The following is a 23,554-nucleotide window of genomic DNA, read 5'->3' on the forward strand; positions in this document are numbered from 1 at the left end:
GAAGGATGTCTTATTTCCGTATCATTTAGCAATCGCAATCTTGTCAAAACAGATTTTCGGCTCAATCGCTTAGATTGAGCTTTATTCATTTCAGCCAATAATTCAGTATATGGATCTACTTTTTGTACTGAATTTTTAATATCTAAACGAACAATACAATTTGCTTTTAAGCTGTCTTCACTCTCAACAACCAAGCATTTAATCCGTTCATTTAATTGTGGCTGTATCTCTGCGTTTGGAAAATCAGATACATGAAAATAAACAATACGTTGGTCTTTGACTAATTCAATACAGCCTGACTGATCTACAGCATCATATTGAACCACGATCCCCTTATAGAACATATATGAATTCTCTAGTTTTTATAATAATTTAAAATAAAAAAGGAAGCCCGAGAGCTTCCTTTTAATACTACTAAATTTTAATCTTTTTGCACACTACCAAAGATTTTATCTCCAGCATCGCCAAGACCCGGAACAATATAACCATTTTCATTTAAACCTTCATCTATTGAAGCAGTAAATATGGTTACATCTGGATGTGCAGTTTCCACACGTTGAATGCCTTCAGGTGCAGCAACTAAAACCATGACGCGAATATCTTTACAACCACTCGCTTTCAATACATCAATAGCCGCAACCAAAGATGAACCTGTCGCAAGCATTGGGTCAATGATCATTGCTAAACGGTTTTGTACATCAGGAACAAGTTTTTTATAATATGTACGTGCTTCTAGTGTTTCTTCGTCACGTTCTAAGCCGAGCACAGAAACTTTAGCACTTGGAATCAAGTTTAAAAATCCATCCAACATCCCAATACCAGCACGTAAAATAGGGACAACTGTAATTTTTTTACCAACGATACGATCTACAACAACTTTACCATTCCAGCCATCAATTTCATGGTCACATACAGGCAGGTCTTTTGTCGCTTCATAAGTAAGCAACATAGTAACTTCTTGCGCAAGTTCACGAAAATTCTTCGTACTTATATCTGCACGACGTAACAAACCCAATTTATGGCGAATAAGTGGATGGCGAATTTCTTGAATGGGCACGGGAGAACACCTAAAAAGAGAACAATAAATTTCCACTATTATAAATGTTTTTTATATAAGATATAAGAAAAGCCCTCAGTGTTTGAGGGCTTTTTTTGTTACTGCTAATCGTTTTTATGAATTATTGCTGTTGGCTCATCATCATATGAATTGGTGACAAAATCTCAGATTTAAGTGCCAAGTCAATTAATGGATCTGGATAGACACCAATAATTAAAACTAAAGCAGCCGCACCAAGTACCATCAAACCACCCACTTTTTGCCCCCAATGATCAGCGGCATCAATACGAGGAGTTTCAGGTGGTGTCATATACATCACAACCATCACACGTAAATAATAGTATAAACCAATACCACTACCTACAATAATCATAGCAGCCAAGAACCAATGTTGTGCTGTTACAGCAGACATTACAACCAAGAACTTACCAATAAAGCCAGCTGTTAATGGAATACCTGCAAGTGACAACATCATCACAGTTAATGTTGCAGTTAATACAGGACGACGCCAGAACAAACCACGATAATCAGCAAGTGATTCAGCTTCATCCACATTGTTATATGGACTTGACATTAATGCCACGGCACCAAATGCACCAATTGTTGTTAATGTATAGGTCGCAATATAAACAGTAACACTGCCTAAACTTGCATATGATGTACTTACCAATGCAATCAATAAATAACCAAAATGTGCAATTGAAGAGTAACCTAAAATACGTTTTAAGTTGACTTGACGCACAGCAAGGAAGTTACCGACCAAAATTGAAAGTACAGCAAGAATGGTAATGATCGTTACAATTGATGGGACTAAGATTGCACCAGAAGTCAAAATATAACGTACCAATAAACCAATTGTTGCAACTTTAGCCACAGTTGCCAAGAATGTTGCGATTGGCGCTGGCGCACCTTGATAAACATCAGGTGTCCATTTGTGGAATGGTGCAAGTGAAAGTTTAAAACCGATTGCAAAAATAATCAGACCTAAACCTAACACAACCATTGGCTGTTGAATTGCTTGGAATAATGCAGGAACAGCATCATAGAATGATAATGAACCTGTATATGCATAAACATATGCCATACCCATCAACAACATCGCAGAAGCGGTTGCAGAAAGAACTAAATACTTAATCCCTGCTTCCAACGATTTTGCACGTTGATGTGTATATGCCAATAAACCGTATACTGGAATTGACATTAATTCTAAGCTAATAAAGAACGATGCAAAGTGTGAACTTGCTACCATTAACATTGCCCCTGCAACAGAGATCAACATTAAAATATAAAGTTCTTCACGATTGTCTTTATAAGTTTCAATATAAGCATGCGCTAAAGTACAACATGCCAAAGCAGCAACAATAGCAAGTAATTGATAGAACAATGTAAATGGATCAACCATAAACATGCCCATCACATTTGATGGTGCAAAATCACCACCAAACATCATAATCAAAATATCAAGTGCTGCAAGGTTTAAACCAACAACAGATGCTGTTGCAATCAAATTATGATTACGTTTGATCGCAGTTAAGATCATCACCACGACCGCAGTTAATGCGACGATCATGACAGGTGCCAAAGGCATGAGATCCGAAAATGACATTGTGAAGTTCATGACTATTGGATCTCCACATTTGTTTGAGAAACAGCTTGTTGAGCTGCTTCAACGACTTCTTGAACAGGAATATAGCTATTTGCAATCCATGCCATACTTGAATTTGAAACATCCAAGAAAGTTTGTGGGTAGATACCTAACCAAACCAAACCAAGCGCACAAATGAGCAAAAGACCAATTTCACGTACATTCAAATCTTTTAACGGTGTAGCATAGTGTTTTTTCTGCTCTTCGTTTGGTGTACCAAACAAAGCTTTATGGATCAGAATCAAACCATATAAACCTGCAAACACTAAACTAATCGCAGCAATAATCGTAAATGTTGGGAATTTACCAAATGAACCCATCAAAATCAGGAATTCACCAATAAAGTTACCTAGACCAGGAATACCCACTAAAGCTGCAATAAAGAACATTAAGAAGAATGGTAAATATTGGAATTGACCACGAATACCACCCATCAAACGTAAATCACGTGTATGTAAACGCTCATACACTTGACCACACATAATGAACAATGCAGCAGAAGATAAACCATGAGCCAACATCATGATCATAAGACCTTGGAAGGTCAGGATATTACCTGCATAAAGCGCAAGCAACACGAAGCCCATGTGCGAAATAGATGTGTACGCAAGTAAGCGTTTCATATCTGTTTGTTGGAAAGCACAGATGGCGCCGTAGAACACACCAATTAAACCAAAGATGATGGCAATATCTGCAAATTGTGCAGATGCTGCTGGGAAGAATGGAATAACAAAACGAAGTAAACCATATGCCGCAGTTTTAATTAAGATACCTGCTAAGTCTACAGAACCTGCTGTAGGTGCTTGTGCATGGGCATCTGGTAACCAACCATGTAATGGGAAAACTGGCAGTTTTACTGCAAAGCCGATGAACATACAAATCATTAACGCATAAGCAATATGAGGCGCTTGAGCATCTAAAGTACGTGCAACAGCCATTAAGTAGTAGTAGTCAAAGCCAATCGTACCTGACATCATGTATCCATAGATCACAAGACCTAGAATACCAACAAGCATGATTAGACCTGCAACTTGTGTATAGATGAAGAACTTAGTTGCAGCATAAACACGTGATTTACCATCTGCGCCTTTATGACCCCAAAGTGCAATCAAGAAATAGATTGGTACAAGCATCATCTCCCAGAAGAAGAAGAACAAGAATAAATCAATTGCAAGGAATACACCGATTACTCCACCTAAAGACCATAAAAGGTTTAAGTGGAAGAAACCAACGTTCTTTTGAATTTCACCCCATGAACAACCTACTGCAAGTACACCAAGTAATGCAGTTAAGCCCACCATAAGAAGTGAAAGACCATCTATTGCCAAATGGATATTAATCCCTAAAGATTTAATCCATTCAACTTGAAATTGTGCTGCCCAAGCTGGAACTTGCTGTCCCAACTCATATGTGAAGCCACCTTGACTCCAAAGCACACCTGTTAAGCCCAAAGTAATGAGCATACCAACTAATGCAATGTAACGAGGCAAATGGTCATCGAGCTTATCGACTAACCAGCAAATAAAACCTGCAATAAAAGGTACAAGAATTAATGCGGGTAAAATCCAATTGTTTGTGATTTCCATCTTATTTCCCCACTACCTGAATCACGATCAAGATCATCAGCAATACCACTACACCGAGTGACATACTTGATGCATATTCACGTAATGAACCTGTTTGACGGGTACTTGTAAACTTGTTACCACCTTTTACAATCGCAGGTAATACCAGCCATAAACCATCAATTGGGTCACGACCTAAGATTTTTGCAATAAGTAAGTAAGGTTGAACAAATACAAGGTTATATAACGAATCGAATCCAAAAGCATTACGACAAATATTCGCTAAACCTGCACCAAATGAAGTTGCAGCAAAGCCTTTTACCGCTTGATATGCAAATGCAAACAAGACTACACCCACGACTAAACCAGCAAGTGCAATACCCACTGCTGTATATTCAGCAGAATGCATACCATGCATCAACGCTTCAGTTGGTACATTGAATACAGGAATTTGAGCTGCTGTTAACGCTTTTTCTACTGGTGCTTTTAAGAAATAAGCCAAACCTGTAGAAAGTACCGCCAAGATCCCTAAAGGTAACCAATAAGTCGCACCTTTGATCTCGTGATAAGGTGTATTTTCTTTGCCGAAGAATACAACCCAAATTAAGCGGAATGTATAAATAGACGTTAAGAATGCACCAGCAACACCAACCCAATACAACCAACCAAATGTCGCAATTGATTGACCTTGAACCCAAACTGCACCCAAGATTGCATCTTTAGAGAAGAAGCCGATCGTCACGAATGGAATCGCTGCAAGCGCACCACCACCGATGGCGAAACAAGCAAATAAGAATTTGTTTTTGTAGAACAAACCACCCATTTTGAAAATGTTTTGTTCGTGATGATAAGCCAAGATCACTGCACCAGAAGACAAGAATAATAATGCCTTGAAGAATGCGTGAGAAAGCATATGGAATAGACCTGCTTGATAAGCTTCAGCACCTACAGCCATAAACATATAACCGAGCTGACTCATTGTTGAGTAAGCAAGAATACGTTTGATGTCGGTTTGAACCAATGCCGCAAAACCAGCAACCAATAATGTTACTGCACCTGTAATCGCAATGAATTGCATAATTTCAGGGGTCATTTCAAACACAGTGAACATACGGCAGCACAGATAAACACCTGCTGTTACCATTGTTGCAGCGTGGATCAATGCAGATACTGGTGTAGGACCAGCCATTGCATCTGCTAACCATGTTTGTAATGGAATTTGTGCAGATTTACCCGCAGCACCTAAGAACAACATCAATGAAGTCCAAAGCGCAAGATTATGGTCAAGTGCTAAAACTTGAGAAGCATTCGCAACGATGGTACCAATATGTAAAGTACCAAACTGTTGGAAAAGCAAGAACATTGCGATGAGTAAGAATACATCACCTACACGTGTTACTGTGAATGCTTTGATTGCAGCAAAACCATTTGCAGGGTTTTGGTAGTAATAACCAATAAGTAGGTAAGAACACAGACCAACACCTTCCCAACCTAAGAATAATAACGCTAAGTTATCACCCAATACCAACACAAGCATGCTTGCTACGAATAGGTTGAAATAAGAGAAGAAACGTGCAAAGTCTTCTTCACCGCGCATGTACCATGTCGCGAAAATGTGAATAAGGAAACCTACACCTGTGATCATGCCCATCATTAATAATGACAAGCCATCTAAACTTAAAGTAACACCAGGAGCAAAACCACCAACATTGAACCATGTCCATAAGTTTTGAACATAGACAGGCTCACCGCTGTTGATAAATGCCATACCGCTGATCAATGCAAATAATGCTGATAAACCAACAGAACCCGCACCAATAATCGCAGCCACATTTTCAGGGAGTTTATTACGCCCTGCCGCTAAAAGGATAAAACCAATGAGCGGAAATAAAATTGTTAAATATAAATAGCTCATCCGCGCATCTCACTAGCAGCATCTACATCCAAGTGATGGAAGCGATGATAGAACTGAAGGACGATCGCAAGACCGATACACGCCTCTGCCGCAGCAAGGGTCAAAATTAAGATAAACATAATTTGACCATCAGGTTGTACCCAAGCACTTCCTGCCACGACAAATGCAAGCGCAGCTGCATTCATCATGATTTCAAGGCTCATTAACATAAATAGTAAGTTGCGACGTACCATTACACCGTAAAAGCCCAGTGCAAAAAGAATAGACGCAACAATCAAACCATGCTCTAAAGGGATATTGCCCATTATTCTTGCCCCTCTTCTGCACTTGGTTCACGTTTACCTAAGTGGAATGCTGCAACCAATGCTGCAAGCAATAACATTGCGGCTACTTCAACCAATAATAAGTAATGTGTAAAGAGTGCTTGACCAATCGCTTTAGGACCCACAACTTGTGTACCTAAAACTAAAGTAGATTGTGTATAGTCAGAAGAAAGCATCCAAACCAAACATAAACCGACCAAGAAACTCATAAGTGCAGGATAAGCCCACGCACCTGAAGATAACCATTTACGCTCTTGCTCAACAGTATGTTGACCAAGATTGAGCATCATCACCACGAATACGAACAACACCATGATCGCACCTGCATAGACAATTATCTCTAATGCAGCAGCAAATGGCGCTCCAATCGTTAAGAAAATACCAGAAACTGCAAGTAAAGAGACAATCAGACTCAGTAAAGCATGTACTGGATTTGTGTTAGTCACAACACGAACCGTAGAAACAATGGCCACGAGAGCCATTAAATAAAATGGCCACATCATGGTAATAAGCTCCGTACATCAACAGGTGCGCTTTCACGTTGCGCTTGACCTTTCTCTTTACCGTCAATGCTCATACCTGTTACACGATAGAAGTTGTAGTCAGGGTATTTACCAGGTCCAGAAATGAGTAAGTTTTCTTTCTCATAGACTAGATCTTGACGTACATATTCACCTAACTCGAAATCAGGTGTAAGTTGGATTGCTGTGGTTGGACAAGCTTCTTCACACATACCGCAGAAAATGCAACGTGAGAAGTTGATACGGAAAAATTCAGGATACCAACGTCCGTCTTCTTTCTCCGCTTTCTGTAATGAGATACAGCCAACAGGACATGCAACCGCACATAAATTACACGCAACACAACGCTCTTCGCCATCTGGGTCACGTGTTAATACGATACGACCACGGTAGCGTGGAGGTACGATTTGTTCGGCTGGTACTTCTGGATACAAAATCGTATCACGTGGACGAGTCGCATGGCTAAACACCATCCACAATGAACGAACGATTGATCCTACGCCAGCTAGAATTTTATACATTTTGTACTCCCTGCTGTCCTAGGCTTGATTCATCAAAATCACAGCGCCAGTCACCAAAAGGTTGACCACTGCAAGCGGTAAACACACCTTCCAACCAAAGTTCATCACTTGGTCATAACGTGGACGCATTAAAGAACCACGAGCCAAGACAAACATCATCACAAAGAATGCTGTTTTTGCAATGAACCAGAACGCATCTGGGATGAATGGAATGTTTAAGTTAAACGGTGCTAACCAACCACCAAAGAATAAAGTCACGATCAATGCAGAAATTAAGATGATGTTGACGTATTCAGCAACGAAGAACATCCCCCATTTCATACCACCGTACTCGACATGGTAACCTTCAGCCAATTCTTGTTCAGCTTCTGGTTGGTCAAATGGATGACGATGCGTCACCGCAACACCTGCAACCACGAAGATCATGAAACCAATGAACTGAGGAATCACAAACCAGACATCACGTTGTGCTTCTACAATGTCACGCAAGTTGAATGAACCTGCAATCGCAACTACACCCATTAACGAAATCCCTAAGAAAACTTCATAAGAAATCGTTTGAGCAGCAGAACGTAAACCACCAAGTAATGCGTATTTGTTGTTAGAAGACCAACCACCAAATAACACGGCATACACTGCGATACCTGCCATTGCCATAAAGAACAATAAGCTAATGCTCATGTCTGCAACACCTAAATAAGGTGAAACAGGAATAACCATGAACGAAAGTACCGCAGTTGCCATTGCAACTGCTGGTGCTAAACGGAATGTTAATTTGTCTACAAATTTTGGTGTCCAGTCTTCTTTGAACATGATTTTGAGCATGTCCGCAACGATCTGGAACATCCCGCCTGGACCTACACGGTTTGGACCATAACGGTCTTGCCATAAGCCCAGTAAACGACGCTCAATAAAAGACATCAAAGCAGCAAGCAACACAACGACCAACAAGATCACAATCGCTTGGATCACGCTATAAGCGATTGGCCAATCTTGTGCCCATGTCGGGAGGGCGCGTAAAGTTTCGTTCATGAATTACACTCCTACCGCCACAGATACAGGCTCTGCAAGAGAAACGGTCGGCGCTTGTCCAACTGGATATCCGATATAACCTGTAGGTAAATATTCAATCACTTGAACTGGCAGACTAATGGTTGTTTCACCTGCTTTCACAGTCAGTTTCTGACCATCTTGCACATTCAAGCGTGCTGCATCTTGCTCACCCACAGCAAACATTGCTTCAGGAATACGCGATTCCATTGCAGCTGTTTTCACAGTGAATTCACCTGACGCAAAAATATGATGCATTGGCACTAAACGGAAGCTGTCTGGGTTTGCCACAACTGCTGTTGGTGCAACATAGCTACGTGTAGGACGTTTAGGTAAACGATCAAATAAACGTACGCCAGAATCACCACCTTTTAAGTGACCACCCACTTCATCCTGGTATTTGTTCCAAGACTGTGGAGAGTTCCAACCTGGTGCCCATGCAAATGGAACCAATGCTGCAGGTGTCTGATTACCGACATAACCTTCCATAGAGAACGTTAATGCTGAATCTTGATCTACAGGTTGTTTTGGCTCATGCACATTGAGTGGCGCACGCATCGCAGTACGACCTGAGTAACGACGTGGTTCACGCGCAATTTTCAAACCATGAATACGGTAACCTGCATCAGGCGCAACATCTTGAATGGCTTGCAGTGCAGGTACATTGTTTACAACGCTTTCAATCACGTCGTCGAGCAATGTCCAAGAAATCGCTTTACCTTTCACACCCGTTTCAATGGCATGTAACCAACGCCATGATTCTTTAATTGCATATTCAGGTTTGTAATAGCTCGGGTCATACACTTGATAGAAACGTTGTGCACGTCCTTCTTGTGAAACCACGGTACCATCACCTTCAGCGAAACTTGCAGCAGATAAAACAACATCCGCAGCTTTTACAGTTTCAGTTTCTGAATGATCCAATACAATTACGCTTTGTGCTTTGTTTAATGCAGCTTGAACTTGTGCAGCAGGTAAACGACGGAATAAGTCATTTTCCATGATGATGACTGAGTCATAATCTTGCGCAAACGCTTGTTCTAAACTTAAACCACCAAACAATGCCAAGCCCATTGAGTTCACTTCAGGAACAGTCAATGTTAAGCCTGCTGTTGAACCAAGATTCTGTGCAACTTGTGCAGCAGCTTCCATGATCGCAGCGTCTTGTAAGCTTGTACCAGAGATGATGAGTGGTTTTTTCGCAGCTTTTAAAGTATCAGCAATGGTTTGTGCAAATGCTTTCGCATCGTCATCCAAACCAAGAATCGCTTCACCTTTCACACCCGCAGCAATTGCAAAACCTAAACGCGCAATGTCGTTCGGAGAAGCAACAACTTCACCTGTCGCAACATCAGCAAGACGAGTTTGCGTCGCAGCTAAGATATAAATCGGAGATTTTGCATCTTGACCAATACGTTTAACAGGTTCTGCTAACCATTCTTGCGTACGACGCTCTGCCGCCATTTCTTTGGCTTTGTTTTTCGCCGCTTGACGAACAGACAATGCCATACGTGGTGCAGTTTGGGTTAAGTCTTCACCGAGGATCAATACAGCATCATAGCTTTCAATTTCACGCATACCTGGGTTATAAACACCTTCGGTTTGCATGATCGATGCTGCTAACTCAACCAAGTTTTGCTCTTTTTGAGACAAACCTGTTGAATAGTTTTCTTGACCAACCAACTCACGTAATGCGAAGTTTGATTCAAGTGATGCACGTGGCGAACCAATACCCAGGACTTTTTTACCTTGAACATTGGCAATCACAGAATCCAAAGCTGTATCGACAGAAACAGTTTGCACATCAGCGCCATTACGGAACTGCGGTTGACGTGGACGATCTTCACGGTTGACATAACCTGTACCGAAACGACCTTTATCGCAAAGGAAGTATTGGTTTACTTCACCATTGAAACGGTTTTCGACACGGCGGATTTCACCATAACGTTCACCTGGTGAAATATTACAACCTGAAGAACAGCCTTGGCATACGCTTGGTGCATATTGCATGTCCCATTTACGGTTATAACGTGCAGAATGTGTTTTGTCGGTGAATACACCTGTTGGACACACTTCTGTCAAGTTACCTGAGAATTCTGATTCTAAAGTACCTGATTCTGGACGACCAAAGTAAACACGTGATGCGTTGGCATATACACCAAAGTCTGTACCGCCCGCATAGTCATTGTAGTAACGAACACAACGGTAACATGCGATACAACGGTTCATTTCATGTGAAATAAATGAACCCAACTCTTGGTTATAATGCGTACGTTTAGTAAAACGATAGCGACGACGATCATGCTGTGTCATCACTGTCATATCTTGAAGATGACAGTGACCACCCTCTTCACAGACTGGACAGTCATGCGGGTGATTGGTCATCAAGAATTCCACGATAGATTCGCGGAAATCTTTTGCTTCTTTGTCTTCAATCGAAATATAGGTATTGTCAGACGCAGGCGTCATACATGACATGACCAAGCGACCACGAGTATCTTCGGGATTCGCATATTGAGTCACAGCACACTGACGGCAAGAACCAACAGAACCTAAGGATGGATGCCAACAAAAATATGGGATGTCGATGCCAAGGCTCAAACATGCTTGCAGCAAGTTTTCCGAACCATTGACTTCGTACGATTTTCCATCGACATGAATTGTAGCCATAGTCGAATTCCTTAAGCTTGTTCTACGTTGCGAGTTTGAGCAGCCGCATTCACGACTTTTGCTTCAAATTCACCACGGAAATGTTTGAGTGCACCCATGAGTGGCTCCATCGCACCTGGTGCGTGGGCACAGAAGGTCTTACCGATCCACAACTTACGAGTCAATTCCTGTAAGTGATCGATATCCTCTTGTTTACCGGTACCATCTTCCAGAGCTTTAAGCGCTTTAACTGCCCACGGCAAGCCATCACGACAAGGGGTACAGAAACCACATGATTCACGTGCAAAGAATTCTTCGAGGTTACGTGTAGCTGAAACCATACACTGAGTTTCATCCACCACCATCAACAAGCAAGTTCCTAAACGTGAGCCTGCTTTCATGATGCTTTCTGCATCCATTGGCAAGTCAATATGTTCAGCAGCAAGGAAGTCTGTTGATGCGCCCCCAGGTAACCATGCTTTCAGGGTTAAACCATCACGCATACCACCGGCATGATCCTCAATCACTTCACGCGCAGTGGTACCAAATGGAAGTTCCCATAAACCAGGGAATTTCACTTTACCTGAAGCACCATAAATTTTGGTGCCTGGGTCTTTGGATTTACCTGCAGATAAGCCGATATACCACTCAGGACCACGCAACATAATGGCTGGCAAGTTGTTGTAAGTCTCTACGTTGTTGACAATCGTAGGACGACCCCAAGCCCCTGCAACCTGCGGGAATGGCGGTTTGGTACGTGGGTTGGCACGGCGACCTTCAAGCGAGTTAATCAATGCAGTTTCTTCACCACAGATATAACGACCCGCACCGGTATGCACGTGTAAATCAAAGCTCCATCCTGAATCTAGGATGTTGTCACCCAAATAACCTTTAGCACGAATTTGTTCTAAAGCTTCATTTAAGTATTGCGCCGCTTCGATATATTCACCACGAATGAAGATATAGCCTTGAGTTGCTTCAAGCGTATAACCTGCAATGAGCATCCCTTCGATCAATTGATGTGGAAGATCTTCCATCAACAAACGGTCTTTGAATGTTCCAGGTTCCATTTCATCGGCATTACAGATCAGGTAACGAGGACCACCATCATTTGGTGCCATCAATGACCATTTAATCCCTGCTGGGAAACCTGCACCACCACGACCTTTTACAGTCGCCGCTTTGATCACATCAAGCACTTCCGCAGGTTTCATGCCCAATGCTTTTTTAAAGCCTGCATAACCTTCAAGCGCTTCGTAATCATCTGCACTACGAACAAATTCCTGTTTACTCAAACGCCATGTTAATGGGTGAGTTTCAGGGTTACCGTCGCCATAAATTGGTTTTGGTTCAGTATTCATACATACTTCTCCAATAACTGTTTAATTGATGCCACTTCAACTAAGCCGTGAGTATCTTCATCAATCATCAAGGTAGGACCTTTGTCGCAATTTCCTAAACAGCAAATTGGCAATAAAGTAAAACGACCATCAGCAGTCGTTTGACCATATTGAATGCCTAATTCACGTTGAAATGCTTCTGCCAAAGTTTCCGCACCCATCAAGAAACATGCAATCGAATCACATAACAAAATTACGTGACGACCCACAGGTTGACGGTAAATACGGTTATAGAATGTTGCTACACCTTCAAGGTCAGCAAGGCTCATACTCAACATTTGAGCAATCGCATTCATTTGCGCATCATCAACCCAACCATTACGGCGTTGTACGTGTTTTAACGCATCTAAACACGCTGCACGTGGGTATGGATAATGTTCAATGTGATGTTGAATTTCGTGGATTTCTTCCGCAGTCAAAATCCCTTCAACATTCACACGTGGCTTTTTATCAGTCAAAATCATCATAATGCGTTTACCCCTTAGCGATCCACGTCAGCCATAACGACATCAATCGTCGCTAAATAAATGATCAAGTCAGATACAAGACTGCCGTTAATCACGGAAGGTATTTGCTGTAAATGCGTGAAGGTTGGTGTACGAATACGGGTACGATAACTCATGGTTGACTTATCAGAAGTCAGATAGTAGTTAGACGCACCTTTCACCACTTCTGCCATCACAGACGCTTCGCCTGCTGGCATTACAGGACCCCATGACACGCTCAAGAAGTGCGTAATCAAAGTTTCAATATCTTGTAAAGTCTTATCTTTTGGTGGTGGAACTGCCAATGGGTGATCCGCTTTATATGGACCAGATGGCATATTGTCTAGACATTGCTTCACGATTTTTAATGATTCTTCGATTTCACGATAGTGAACCATTACACGCGCATAAGCATCGCCTTCATACTCTAATGGCACTTCGAAATCATAGTTTTCGTAGCCACTGTATGGACGATATTTACGAACGTCAAAGTCGATCCCTGTTGCACGTAGACCTGTACCTGTTACACCCCAAGCCAATGCAGATTTTGCATCATATTGAGCAACATTACGGGTACGACCGATAAACACAGAGTTTTTCAATGCCGCAGTATGATATTCCTTCAAACGTTTTGGCATCCATTCGAGAATTTCACGAATCAGTTTTTGCCAGTTGTTTGGAAGATCATGCGCTGTACCACCGATACGGAACCATGCTGGGTGCATACGGAAACCTGTGATTGCTTCAATCGCATCATAGATTTTTTGACGGTCAGCAAACATATAGAATACTGGCGTCATACCACCCGCATCCTGAATCGCAGTACCGATAAATAACAAGTGGTTATTGATACGGAACAGTTCAGACATCATGACACGGATACACTGCGCACGATCAGGAACAGTAATTCCTGCCATTTGCTCCACACCCATCACATAAGGCATGTTTTGCGCACAACCACCTAAGTAGTCAACACGGTCGGTATATGGAATGAATGAATGCCAGGTCTGACGCTCAGCCATCTTTTCCACACCACGGTGGTGATAACCGATATCAGGCACACAGTCTTTGACTTCTTCACCGTCCAACTGCAAAATCACACGGAACGCACCGTGAGCAGATGGATGGTTAGGACCTAAGTTTAGGAACATGAAGTCTTCGTCTGCGTTACCGCGCGTTAACCCCCAATCTTCTGGTACAAAGCGAAGATGTTCTTGTTCGAAATCTTGTTTTGCTTTGTCTTGCATATACGGTGTGTATTCCGTTGCACGTGCAGAATATTCTTTACGTAACGGATGACCTTCCCAATAGGTTGGTAACAAAATACGACGAAGCATCGGATGCCCTTCGAAGTTGATCCCGAACATATCGTAAGCTTCACGCTCGTACCAGTTGGCATTTGGCCAAATATTGGTTGCTGTTGGAATGTTAATATCATTCTCATTCAACGCAACTTTGATACGAATATCACTATTACGCTCTAAAGAAAGCAAGTGATAAAACACAGTGAAGTCAGAAGCAGGTAAACCATCACGATGGGTACGTAAACGCTCATCTACTGCAGACAAGTCAAACAGCATCACATAAGGACGTGATACTGTACGCAAGTACATTAAAACTTCTTGTACACGTGCGCGCTCAACCCAAACCGTTGGAAAATCTTCGAACGTCGGTTGCACGTAAAAGTTCTCACCAAATTTGGTTTTGAGATCTTCTACAATCGCAAATGCTGGGCGTGAATCAACAGGTGTTGACTCTGGCATAGCAATTTCAGTTTCAGCCATTGGCTTGGCTTCCTATTTAATACAAATTCTGTGAAATTTCCTGACGACCATGCCCTTCAGGCATGTCAAATATTCATCAGAAAAAATTACTCAATTTCATCCATAGAGCGTAAGTTTTTCACTGCAATACGTTCAGCATTCTTACGATCACGTTCTGGCATCATCTTTGGCTTATATACAGGCTGAAGATCATCACCAATCACCGCAGAAAGCGGACGACGCTCTAATTGAATTTGGTCTTGTAACAACATTAATGCTTGGATTAATGCTTCTGGACGTGGAGGACAACCAGGGACATAAACGTCAACAGGAATGATTTTATCCACACCCTGTACAACTGAATAAATGTCGTACATACCACCAGAGTTAGCACAAGCACCCATTGAAATGACCCATTTCGGCTCAAGCATTTGCTCATATAAGCGCTGAATAACAGGCGCCATTTTCACAAAGCAAGTTCCTGCAACGATCATCAAGTCTGCCTGACGAGGTGAAGCACGAATAACCTCAGCACCGAAACGTGACAAATCATGCACACCTGTTAAAGTTGTTGCATATTCAACGTAACAGCAAGATGTACCAAAGTTAAAAGGCCATAATGAGTTTTTACGACCCCAGTTCACAGCTGTATGCAATACATCCTCTAAACGAGTCATGAATACATTTTTATTCACTTCTTCTTCAAGTGGATCAGTCACAATTTGACGATCTTGAAGTGGATATTGCTCAGCTTCTGGATTCGCACGGGTTAAGGTATATTTCATTCCCGAGTTACTCCTTGTTCAGTGACATAGTCGGTGTTTTATCTTTCACACGACCTGATGATTGAGCTGGAATTGTTCCTGTAGGGTCCATCACCAACTCCTCAATAGAATTGAAGCGGGTAATTTCTGCAAGATCCATATTTGGTGAACCTACTTTAGGTTTGATACCTGCTGCTTTACGACGATCTGAAGGCGCCCAGTTCAACGCACCTGTTGAAAGTTCATAAACCAAACCAACAAGCAAAACTAAAATAAATACAGCAGCGGCTGCAAAACCAACCCAACCTACTTCACGAACAGAAGTTGCCCATGCATATAGATAAAGTGCTTCTAAGTCGAACACGACAAAGAAAATTGCAACCAAATAGAATTTTGCAGATAAGCGGATACGTGCACCACCAGCACCTACCACACCTGATTCAAATTGCTCTTGCTTTGCACGTCCCCATGATTTACCCCCAAGGAGCAAAGGAACAGTAAGCATAAAGACACATAGAAATGTAACGCCGATCACGAAGGCGATGATTGCCCAATCGTATGGAGTAATGGCACTCATGCGGGGATAACTCCTGGCAGGCCTATTATTAACAAAGAATGTATGTATTGGCCTTGTAAATACACCAAACACAAAATAAATCTGCGTAATTGTACCCGATTGCTGTCATCAGTTGCTAGTTCATCCCTCTAAGTCTTTCGGATGATTTTTTAATCTTTTTTAGCTATTGACATATATTTAAAGCAATCTGAGTGTTACAAATCGCATAAAGTGATTAAAAACCGAAAAATAATAATTTTTTTCGAATAAAACAATAAAATCTTTGTTTTTTCATATTAAATCATTTACTTAAAATTAGATTTTTATTTAAAAATAACAAATAATAGGTCTTATTTCATAAATTTATGCTCATTTTATAAAATATTTCAGGATAAAAAATAAATTTAATATTTTGTTACATTCTTCAAAAAGTTTATTTTCACAACAATAAATTTTATGAAATATTATCTAAATATGATAATTAATGTCATTTAATAAAAATAAAAACACAAATAAAGACCAAAATTATCAAGAAAAATTATTACAACTCTAACTACTCAACGCTTAAATTTCCATTTAAAGCTTTTGCCTACTTCTCACCTACCTTATGTATTATTTTTCTACAAAAATCTTTTTTCTTTGATGAAAAGTAAATTATTTTACCAATTTCAATTTGATAACAACCTTTAATAAACTTTATACAATTCATTAAGTTGTTCTGTGTATGCTAGAAAATAATAATAAGGAGTACAACCCATGAGCATAAACTTTACCCACAAACCAAATTATTTTCTTTTTGCTCAATTATTGATTCGTCATATTGAGGGATATGTCACAAAACATCCTGATGCGAATAATGCCATTTTCGATTTACGTGATATTTATGAGCTATTTCGCCAAGATCTTGCTTCAACCACGACCAATCTTGATGGAATCTTAAACATTGCTGATGAATATACTATTGATACGTTAAATGGGGATCAGAAAATTATCAGTAAATATCATATTGATGCAGAACAAAATAGCTTACTTATTGATTTTAATACAGATGCTTTAAATTCTCTACGTGAAGGCAAAGCGATTATTGCTCCTGATGCAACACTACACCAATAAATTGTATCATGATCAAAAATACGATAAATAAAAAGCATCAATATTGATGCTTTTTATCATTTTACTTATTTTGTTTTACGTTTTACTTGAGCAGGCCATGACATTTTAAAACGTGCTCCACCTAATTCTGGGCTTTGATCTACCTCAATCGTTCCACCAAACCAAAACGCAATACGACTGACAATAGATAAACCTAAGCCATAACCACCAGATGCACGAGTACGGCTATCATCTAAACGTGCAAATGCTTCAAATATTCGTTTACGATCTTCTTCTGGTATTCCTGGACCATCATCCTCAACACAGATATATGCCATGTTAGTAACAAGGTCAACTCCACCACTAATATTGACACGATCATCACAGTAGCGAATTGCATTACCCACTAAGTTTTGTACAACACGATGTAAATATCGACGCTCAGCTTCAACCACTACATCATGAGATAAAGGACTCAAATATATTTCTTTTTGAGTTTTTAATGCTTCGGTTTCTACGGCAACCTGATCAAGTAAATCAACCAAAATTATTTTTTCGAAATCTAAAGAGGGTGTGCCTTGTTCCAATTTTGCATATGTCATGATTTCATCAATTAAGGTGTTTAACGCCTCAATATCTTTATCAATCATTTCTACTTGTTGTAAGCGATAGTCATAGTCGTCTTCATCTGCCAACATTTCCATACCAAAACGGATGCGAGCAACAGGTGTTCTTAATTCATGTGAAACTGCGCGCATCAGTTCACGCTGTGCTTCAATTAAACGCTGAATATGATCAGACATACTATTATAACTGGTTGCTAAACTTGCCAATTCATCATGCCCTTCTACTGGAACACGATGTGACATATCACCAGTCTTCATGACATCTAAAGCATCATTAACCAACTTTAACTTACGTTGCATAGGGACAATTAAGCCATAAACCCCCAAACATAATAAGAACATGCTGAGCAAAGTAATTCCTGCTGCAAGTTTAACTGGCATCCAATTAAACATAGGTACAGGACCAATCACCAAGACATCACTTACAGAATTAGGCAATGGCGATACTATAGAAATGGTTGTACCGCGCTCTGTTGCACCATCGCGCCACAAAGTTACTGTTTGGTCAGAACGTAAACGCCCTAATTGCTCAGGATCTAAATTTAATGAAGATACATTTTCAATTCCAATCGGATAGGAAAAATGTTCTTGGATTTTTTTAAGATATTCTTGCTCTTGTCCTGGATAATAAACCAAATAATCCATAATAAAGACAGGTAAAGCGCGCATTTGTCGGTCATTTGGAACACCGACTTTAATATACAAATAATGTTTGGGATCATCACGAATACCCAAAACAAGATAAGCAATGCTGTGCTCCGCATCATAACGAACCACAGCTTTTTGATTTTCTATCCGTTTTGTTTCTGTTCTTGATAGCTCAACTTTACTCGCATCTACATAGTGAATCGGTAGTTCTAATAAATCAGAAGCGTCCGAAATCCAATCTGCTTTTTGCTGTTCCGTTTGTTGACGTGCCACACCTTCACTGATGACATAAGAAATCCCATCTGTGAGTGACTCACGATACTCTTGTGCACGTTGATAGTTGATAATTTGCACTAACAAATAACCAAATAATGCAACTAAGACAACAAGAATAACCAATCCTGCATAAATACGCAGGAATATACTGTGTTTGGACACGAAAACAACCTTATGGTAGGACTATGTTCTTAAACAGAAAATAGGGTTACATTCCATTTGTTTCTTTAACAAATAAGTAACCTTTACTACGCACTGTTTTAATACGCTTTGGATTTTCAGGATCATCACCAATTTTTGGACGAATACGTGAAATACGCACATCAATTGAGCGATCTTGACCATCATACTCAATCCCACGCAGACGTTCAAAAATATCTTCACGTGACAAAATTCGTCCAGCATTTGAAGCGAGCAACCACAATAGGTCATATTCCGCACTGGTAAAATCAACCAATTCACCATTTAAAGTCACAGAACGTCCACCATTGTCGATCACAAGATCATCAAATTCGATGCGTTGCGCTACTTCATCTTCTGGTGTTTTGTCCGTGCGACGTAATAACGCACGAATACGCGCCAGTAAAACACGTGGTTGAACAGGCTTAGCAACATAGTCATCTGCACCCATTTCTAAGCCTAGCACCTGATCCATATCTTCAGTACGTGCTGTAAGCATCAAAATTGGTTGATGATAATGTGGACGAACTTCTCGACAAACGGTTAATCCATCTGCACCTGGTAGCATCACATCCAATACAACCATATCTGGTTGTTCAGCAATGATACGACGAATTGCACGATTGCCGTCTGGTTCTACCCCAACTTCTAGTCCATTTCGAATTAAATATTCTTGAGTTAAACGCGCTAAACGCTCGTCATCTTCAACAATTAAAATTTTTGGTAACTTTTCTTCTTGGCTCATACATATGCCCCTTTATTTAACCTAATCCCTGCATACAAATCTCGCAGATTCAACACACTATGTTTTGCAATATACACACGTTTACATTGTAAACAAGACCCTATTCACCAAACTGATACATGAGCGTATCAATTTGTTATATTTTTATTAACTATTGAATTGTAGATAGTTTTCCTTAATAAATACTTATTTTTTATTATTCATTGCCATTTTCCTTATTCTTAAGAATATTTTTTATACAAAAAATTTCATTGTTCACATTCTGTCTCATTAAACTGACTGTTTTTAGTTATCCACAAGGTTATCTATAAGCACCTTGCTCAGAGTTTGCTATGCTATACCCTTGTCTAATAAGACATATATAAAAATACCTCAAGCCGTCAAAAATTTTGCATTTTTTTTTACTGCTTTGAGAAAAAAAAATTATCGAAATGTCAATATTGATCTCCCCTAAATTTTACCGTATCTTGTGCCCTAATTTAAATTAAACCACTAAGTATTGTGTTTAGTCCTCAAATATCAAGATAAATATTGATCGTATTTTATCTGATTCAAATGGTCCATAAACATAACAATGATGACAATGGAGCTACGCTGACAATGAACGCCATTACTACCCCTGGTCAACTTCAAGTGATTAAACGCACTGGTGATGTTGCCCCGTTTGATGCAGAAAAAATTTCTGTAGCAATTGGCAAAGCTTTCTTGGCTGTTGAGGGTCAACAAAGTGCCGATTCAAGCCGTATTCATGACCGCATTACACAATTAACGGAAATGGTATTAAATACTTTTAATCGTCGTTTACCTTCTGGCGGTACCATTCACATTGAAGAAATTCAAGACCAAGTTGAATTGGCACTTATGCGTACAGGTGAGCAAAAAGTTGCTCGTTCATATGTAATTTATCGTGAGCAACGTTCAGAAGCACGTAAACAAACCAATGCTCATCATCATCCAACTTTACAAATCACAGATGCGAATGGTCAGCTTCAGCCTCTAGATTTGAGCAACCTGCATGCCACGATTGAAACAGCAAGTGAAGGCTTAGAAGGTATTAATGTTCAAGCCATTGTCGATGAAACAGTTAAAAACCTATATAACGGTGTAAAAGAGTCCGACATCTCAACGACAATGATGATGGCAACACGTACACGTATTGAACAAGAACCAAATTATACGTATGTGACTGCACGTTTATTGCGTAACAACTTAGTTGCAACAGGTCTTAAATTTTTAGGTTTAGCAGCAGATACCCATGAAGGTGATGCGCTTGAAACTTATTTGAAGAAAGGGATTGAACTTGAGCTTTTATCTACAGATCTATTAAATTTTGATCTTGCAAAGTTAGCTGCTGCCATCAAACCTGAACGTTCAAACCAGTTTACATATTTAGGTCTGCAAACTTTATTTGACCGTTATTTTATCCATTCTAATGAAGTACGCTTTGAACTTCCGCAATTGTTCTTTATGCGTGTGTCGATGGGTCTTGCGCTAAACGAAGCAAATAAAGAAGATCGTGCAATCGAGTTCTATGACTTATTGTCTAGCTTCGACTACATGGCTTCAACTCCGACATTATTTAACTCTGGTACATTACGTCCACAGTTATCAAGCTGCTACTTAACCACGATCCAAGATGACCTTTATGACATCTATGGTGCAATGCGTGATAATGCCCTACTTTCTAAATGGGCAGGTGGTTTAGGTAATGACTGGACTCCAGTTCGTGCCTTGAACTCATACATCAAAGGCACAAATGGTAAATCTCAAGGTGTAGTCCCATTCCTTAAAGTTGCCAACGATACTGCGGTTGCCGTAAACCAAGGTGGTAAACGTAAAGGTGCAGTGTGTGCATACCTTGAAACTTGGCACTTGGATATTGAAGAATTCCTAGAACTTCGTAAAAACACAGGTGATGACCGTCGTCGTACCCATGACATGAACACAGCGAACTGGGTTCCAGATTTGTTCATGCAACGTGTATTTCAAGATGCTGAATGGACTTTATTCACACCATCAGAAACGCCTGATCTTCATGATTTGACTGGTGCAGAATTCGCTGAACGTTATGCGTACTACGAAGGCATTGCCAAAGAACAAAACATGCTTCATAAGAAAATCCGTGCGAAAGACTTATGGCGCAAAATGTTGTCAATGTTGTTTGAAACAGGTCATCCGTGGATCACATTCAAAGACGTATGTAACTTACGTTCTCCACAACAACACGTTGGCGTAGTACACTCTTCTAACTTATGTACTGAGATCACTTTAAATACCAATAAAGATGAAATCGCGGTATGTAACTTAGGTTCGATCAACCTTGTACAACACGTTCAAGGTGGCAAACTCGACCGTGAAAAATTAGCACGCACGATTAAAACTGCGGTACGTATGCTCGATAACGTGATCGACATTAACTACTATGCTGTCCCACAAGCGCAAAATTCAAACATGAAACACCGCCCAGTCGGTATGGGTATCATGGGCTTCCAAGATGCGCTTTATGAAATGAATCTTGCATATGGTTCAGAAGCAGCTGTAGAGTTTGCTGATGAATCTATGGAAGTGATCAGCTATTACGCGATTGAAACATCAAGTAACTTGGCTGTTGAACGTGGTACTTACGAAACATTTAAAGGTTCATTATGGGATCAAGGCATCTTGCCAATCGACTCACTGAACCTTGTTGCTCAAACACGCCCTGAAGGTATGTTTGAAGTTGACCGCACTCAACGTTTGGACTGGGACACTTTACGTGCCAAAGTTCAAAAAGACGGTATGCGTAACTCAAACGTGATGGCGATTGCACCGACTGCAACGATTTCAAACATCTGTGGTGTTTCTCAGTCTATCGAGCCTACTTTCCAAAATCTTTATGTGAAATCTAACCTTTCTGGTGAATTCACAGTAATTAACCCGTACCTAGTACGTGCGTTAAAAGATCGTGGTCTTTGGGATTCTGTGATGGTCAATGATCTGAAACATTTCGAAGGTTCAGTACAAAAAATTGCACGTATTCCAGAGGAATTAAAAGCAATCTTTGCCACTGCATTCGAAGTTGAAACACGTTGGATTGTTGATGCTGCATCACGCCGTCAAAAATGGATCGATCAAGCGCAGTCTCTTAACCTTTACATCGCTGGTGCAAATGGTAAGAAACTCGATATGACGTACAAAATGGCATGGTTACGTGGTCTTAAAACGACGTACTACCTCCGTGCATTAGGTGCGACTTCTGCAGAGAAATCGACTATTAACACTGGTGCATTAAATGCCGTTAAACCAACAACCGTTGCAGCTCCTGCTCCTGTTGTAGAAGCTAAAAAACCTGAAGCTATTGAAGAAGAAGGTTTTGCAAACGCAGCTCCAGTACCACAAGCATGTTCAATCGACAATCCAGATTGTGAAGCTTGTCAGTAATTATTAATTAAAAATCCCCCTGAATCCCCCTTTGAAAAAGGGGGACTTTCGAGAAGCCAATAAAACTCTCGATCTCCCCTCCTTTATTAAAGGAGGGGTTGGGGGAGGATTTTAAAATAAAGAGGCTAAGAAATGTTCCATTTAAGTCATGACTATGAGTTAGGCGCAATTGCACTGATCTTAGCCTTTTTAATTTTTTATATCCCTGCTGTTTATGCATTCTTTGCAATCCGCAGACAACAAAAGCGTAAGCAAAATAAGTAGTGTTGACCTGCATTCAAATGAACAATTTGAATACATTCATCAGCGAAACTTAATTTTGCTTACACATAATGAGCGTATAGTAGTGACAT

Annotated in this window: 19 protein-coding genes and 1 pseudogene; 3 read left to right on the top strand and 17 right to left on the bottom strand. The window is 40.4% G+C overall.

Going from position 1 to position 23,554, the window contains the following annotated elements; all coding sequences use genetic code 11:
- The 15 genes and pseudogenes from HX005_RS03645 to ndhC form a co-directional block, all read right to left on the bottom strand.
- A pseudogene (locus HX005_RS03645) lies at positions 1-344 on the bottom strand (hypothetical protein); the annotation flags it as partial.
- Positions 345-421: 77 nt separating this feature from the next.
- On the bottom strand, positions 422-1,057 hold the full coding sequence (gene upp / locus HX005_RS03650; protein ID WP_107009472.1) for a uracil phosphoribosyltransferase: 636 nt from the start codon (positions 1,055-1,057) through the stop codon (positions 422-424).
- A 121-nt stretch (positions 1,058-1,178) separates the two neighbouring features.
- On the bottom strand, positions 1,179-2,675 hold the full coding sequence (gene nuoN / locus HX005_RS03655) for an NADH-quinone oxidoreductase subunit NuoN (RefSeq protein ID WP_107009473.1): 1,497 nt from the start codon (positions 2,673-2,675) through the stop codon (positions 1,179-1,181).
- 2 nt (positions 2,676-2,677) lie between these two features.
- Positions 2,678-4,282: an NADH-quinone oxidoreductase subunit M gene (gene nuoM, locus HX005_RS03660; protein ID WP_286376393.1), complete on the bottom strand. Its 1,605-nt coding sequence runs from the start codon at positions 4,280-4,282 to the stop codon at positions 2,678-2,680.
- 7 nt (positions 4,283-4,289) lie between these two features.
- On the bottom strand, positions 4,290-6,182 hold the full coding sequence (nuoL, locus tag HX005_RS03665; RefSeq protein WP_286376315.1) for an NADH-quinone oxidoreductase subunit L: 1,893 nt from the start codon (positions 6,180-6,182) through the stop codon (positions 4,290-4,292).
- On the bottom strand, positions 6,179-6,487 hold the full coding sequence (gene nuoK, locus HX005_RS03670) for an NADH-quinone oxidoreductase subunit NuoK (RefSeq protein WP_065993679.1): 309 nt from the start codon (positions 6,485-6,487) through the stop codon (positions 6,179-6,181). The genes nuoL and nuoK overlap by 4 nt, the downstream gene beginning before the upstream one ends.
- The gene (nuoJ, locus tag HX005_RS03675; protein ID WP_171405158.1) at positions 6,487-7,005 is read right to left on the bottom strand and encodes an NADH-quinone oxidoreductase subunit J; all 519 of its coding nucleotides are present in this window, start codon (positions 7,003-7,005) and stop codon (positions 6,487-6,489) included. Before nuoJ ends, nuoK begins: the two co-directional genes overlap by 1 nt.
- Complete coding sequence (gene nuoI, locus HX005_RS03680) at positions 7,005-7,547, bottom strand: NADH-quinone oxidoreductase subunit NuoI (RefSeq protein WP_107009477.1); 543 nt, start codon at positions 7,545-7,547, stop codon at positions 7,005-7,007. Before nuoI ends, nuoJ begins: the two co-directional genes overlap by 1 nt.
- Before the next feature lie 18 nt (positions 7,548-7,565).
- Positions 7,566-8,579 (bottom strand): NADH-quinone oxidoreductase subunit NuoH, encoded by a 1,014-nt coding sequence (gene nuoH / locus HX005_RS03685; protein WP_286376316.1) that lies wholly within the window; start codon positions 8,577-8,579, stop codon positions 7,566-7,568.
- 3 nt (positions 8,580-8,582) lie between these two features.
- Complete coding sequence (nuoG, locus tag HX005_RS03690) at positions 8,583-11,267, bottom strand: NADH-quinone oxidoreductase subunit NuoG (protein WP_286376317.1); 2,685 nt, start codon at positions 11,265-11,267, stop codon at positions 8,583-8,585.
- 11 nt (positions 11,268-11,278) lie between these two features.
- A complete protein-coding gene (nuoF, locus tag HX005_RS03695) occupies positions 11,279-12,607 on the bottom strand; it encodes an NADH-quinone oxidoreductase subunit NuoF (RefSeq protein WP_107009480.1) in 1,329 nt (442 codons plus the stop codon).
- Entirely contained in the window at positions 12,604-13,113 is a 510-nt protein-coding gene (gene nuoE, locus HX005_RS03700; RefSeq protein WP_286376318.1) for an NADH-quinone oxidoreductase subunit NuoE, read from the bottom strand. The genes nuoF and nuoE overlap by 4 nt, the downstream gene beginning before the upstream one ends.
- A 14-nt stretch (positions 13,114-13,127) precedes the next feature.
- Complete coding sequence (gene nuoC, locus HX005_RS03705) at positions 13,128-14,915, bottom strand: NADH-quinone oxidoreductase subunit C/D (protein WP_286376319.1); 1,788 nt, start codon at positions 14,913-14,915, stop codon at positions 13,128-13,130.
- Between the two features lie 86 nt (positions 14,916-15,001).
- Positions 15,002-15,679: a NuoB/complex I 20 kDa subunit family protein gene (locus HX005_RS03710; RefSeq protein ID WP_004827935.1), complete on the bottom strand. Its 678-nt coding sequence runs from the start codon at positions 15,677-15,679 to the stop codon at positions 15,002-15,004.
- Between the two features lie 7 nt (positions 15,680-15,686).
- On the bottom strand, positions 15,687-16,235 hold the full coding sequence (ndhC, locus tag HX005_RS03715) for an NADH-quinone oxidoreductase subunit A (RefSeq protein ID WP_107009483.1): 549 nt from the start codon (positions 16,233-16,235) through the stop codon (positions 15,687-15,689).
- Positions 16,236-16,970: 735 nt separating this feature from the next.
- On the opposite strand from ndhC, the gene HX005_RS03720 reads away from it, so the two are divergent.
- Complete coding sequence (locus HX005_RS03720; protein ID WP_286376320.1) at positions 16,971-17,327, top strand: hypothetical protein; 357 nt, start codon at positions 16,971-16,973, stop codon at positions 17,325-17,327.
- A gap of 65 nt (positions 17,328-17,392) precedes the next feature.
- Here the strand turns inward: HX005_RS03720 and bfmS are convergent, their stop codons facing one another.
- Together bfmS and bfmR are read right to left on the bottom strand one after the other, a co-directional pair.
- On the bottom strand, positions 17,393-19,018 hold the full coding sequence (bfmS, locus tag HX005_RS03725) for a sensor histidine kinase BfmS (protein WP_286376321.1): 1,626 nt from the start codon (positions 19,016-19,018) through the stop codon (positions 17,393-17,395).
- 46 nt (positions 19,019-19,064) lie between these two features.
- On the bottom strand, positions 19,065-19,781 hold the full coding sequence (gene bfmR / locus HX005_RS03730) for a response regulator transcription factor BfmR (RefSeq protein WP_035267251.1): 717 nt from the start codon (positions 19,779-19,781) through the stop codon (positions 19,065-19,067).
- 555 nt (positions 19,782-20,336) lie between these two features.
- Here bfmR and HX005_RS03735 point away from each other — a divergent pair.
- On the top strand, positions 20,337-23,201 hold the full coding sequence (locus tag HX005_RS03735) for a ribonucleoside-diphosphate reductase subunit alpha (RefSeq protein WP_286376322.1): 2,865 nt from the start codon (positions 20,337-20,339) through the stop codon (positions 23,199-23,201).
- Positions 23,202-23,333: 132 nt separating this feature from the next.
- Positions 23,334-23,465, top strand: coding sequence for a preprotein translocase subunit YajC (locus HX005_RS03740; RefSeq protein WP_107009488.1), 132 nt, complete (start codon positions 23,334-23,336; stop codon positions 23,463-23,465).
- Positions 23,466-23,554: the final 89 nt, after the last annotated feature.

The organism is Acinetobacter sp. R933-2, assembly GCF_030325485.1.
In the GTDB taxonomy this organism is placed as follows: domain Bacteria; phylum Pseudomonadota; class Gammaproteobacteria; order Pseudomonadales; family Moraxellaceae; genus Acinetobacter; species Acinetobacter sichuanensis.

Coding starts and splice junctions, on each gene's coding strand:
- nuoN (WP_107009473.1), bottom strand. CDS start 2,675: ATGAACTTCACAATGTCATTTTCGGATCTCATGCCTTTGGCACCTGTC.
- nuoL (WP_286376315.1), bottom strand. CDS start 6,182: ATGAGCTATTTATATTTAACAATTTTATTTCCGCTCATTGGTTTTATC.
- nuoK (WP_065993679.1), bottom strand. CDS start 6,487: ATGGGCAATATCCCTTTAGAGCATGGTTTGATTGTTGCGTCTATTCTT.
- nuoJ (WP_171405158.1), bottom strand. CDS start 7,005: ATGTGGCCATTTTATTTAATGGCTCTCGTGGCCATTGTTTCTACGGTT.
- nuoI (WP_107009477.1), bottom strand. CDS start 7,547: ATGTATAAAATTCTAGCTGGCGTAGGATCAATCGTTCGTTCATTGTGG.
- nuoH (WP_286376316.1), bottom strand. CDS start 8,579: ATGAACGAAACTTTACGCGCCCTCCCGACATGGGCACAAGATTGGCCA.
- nuoG (WP_286376317.1), bottom strand. CDS start 11,267: ATGGCTACAATTCATGTCGATGGAAAATCGTACGAAGTCAATGGTTCG.
- nuoF (WP_107009480.1), bottom strand. CDS start 12,607: ATGAATACTGAACCAAAACCAATTTATGGCGACGGTAACCCTGAAACT.
- nuoE (WP_286376318.1), bottom strand. CDS start 13,113: ATGATGATTTTGACTGATAAAAAGCCACGTGTGAATGTTGAAGGGATT.
- nuoC (WP_286376319.1), bottom strand. CDS start 14,915: ATGGCTGAAACTGAAATTGCTATGCCAGAGTCAACACCTGTTGATTCA.
- HX005_RS03710 (WP_004827935.1), bottom strand. CDS start 15,679: ATGAAATATACCTTAACCCGTGCGAATCCAGAAGCTGAGCAATATCCA.
- ndhC (WP_107009483.1), bottom strand. CDS start 16,235: ATGAGTGCCATTACTCCATACGATTGGGCAATCATCGCCTTCGTGATC.
- HX005_RS03720 (WP_286376320.1), top strand. CDS start 16,971: ATGAGCATAAACTTTACCCACAAACCAAATTATTTTCTTTTTGCTCAA.
- bfmR (WP_035267251.1), bottom strand. CDS start 19,781: ATGAGCCAAGAAGAAAAGTTACCAAAAATTTTAATTGTTGAAGATGAC.
- HX005_RS03735 (WP_286376322.1), top strand. CDS start 20,337: ATGGTCCATAAACATAACAATGATGACAATGGAGCTACGCTGACAATG.
- HX005_RS03740 (WP_107009488.1), top strand. CDS start 23,334: ATGTTCCATTTAAGTCATGACTATGAGTTAGGCGCAATTGCACTGATC.